Origin of the sequence: Shigella sp. FC1967, assembly GCF_001743005.1 — a bacterium.
Classification (GTDB): domain Bacteria; phylum Pseudomonadota; class Gammaproteobacteria; order Enterobacterales; family Enterobacteriaceae; genus Proteus.
This window is the reverse complement of sequence record NZ_MIIZ01001114.1, coordinates 1-839: the sequence shown is the minus strand read 5'-3', so window position 1 is coordinate 839 and position 839 is coordinate 1. Positions and strand designations below refer to the sequence as shown.

Here is an 839-nt window from a genome sequence, read left to right as displayed (position 1 = left end):
GGGGGAGAGACGAGCTCAAAGGCATCCTGGTATCCACCCATTGACGCCTCGGCATCCTTAATGGCCGCCACGACTGCATCTGAAAGCTGCTCCGCCAGTACAATTGCCTTCACTCCGCTGAAATCACGAACTTTGCGACCTGGCATAATCGGGTCCGGAACAATCGCGTTGGCGTGGGACAGCTTCGAGAGAACCTCTGACGGCGCACCCAGCGACCGAGCGCCATCCGGGTACAAAATGACGGCTTGCCCCTTCATCAGGCATAGGACCTCGCCCAGCGTCGTTTTACCTTCCAAAACAGGCATGATCGCTTGTTCAAGCAACGCCGATGCTTCCCCGTATCCAGACAACATCTCAACGAGCAAGGTCTTTGCGTCCTTCTCATGCTGATTAACGTTGTCCGTATGCGGCATTTCTGGCGTGTGCGTTGGTTGTTCTGGTGCGTCAGTCAGCATAGGGAGCGGCTCAATCGCCCATGATGGCGGTTCATCAGAACCCCCGAACATTGGAAAGTCATCGCCCTGCAGGGAGTTTTGTTCTTGTGGAACGAAGTCCTGTTTTGGCTGCTCCTCTTGCTTTCCGGGCATTGCCACATCTGGGATTTCTGAGTTTGTTGCGTCAGTGCTGGTTGTCTCTGCCGATGCGTTGAATGCGTCAAACGGGAAGTCGATGTCCCCCCAGTCCACCCCCAACATCCTTGAGTGCTTGTAACGGATTGTCGTTTTGCCAAAGGTGGTGCGTTTTTGGCAATGTCCTGAGGGGACAGATCCTCTTTTGCCTCTGGTTTATGGGGTTGTTTCTCCGTATCACTCTTCGGTTTTGCTTTGCCCGGTTTGCTC

General features: G+C 54.4%; 1 protein-coding gene. It reads right to left on the bottom strand.

The window, feature by feature from the left end; genetic code table 11:
* The coding region (locus tag BHE89_RS19015; RefSeq protein ID WP_458694245.1) for a hypothetical protein at window positions 1–686 on the bottom strand (686 nt) is incomplete at its 3' end.
* Window positions 687–839 lie beyond the last annotated feature (153 nt).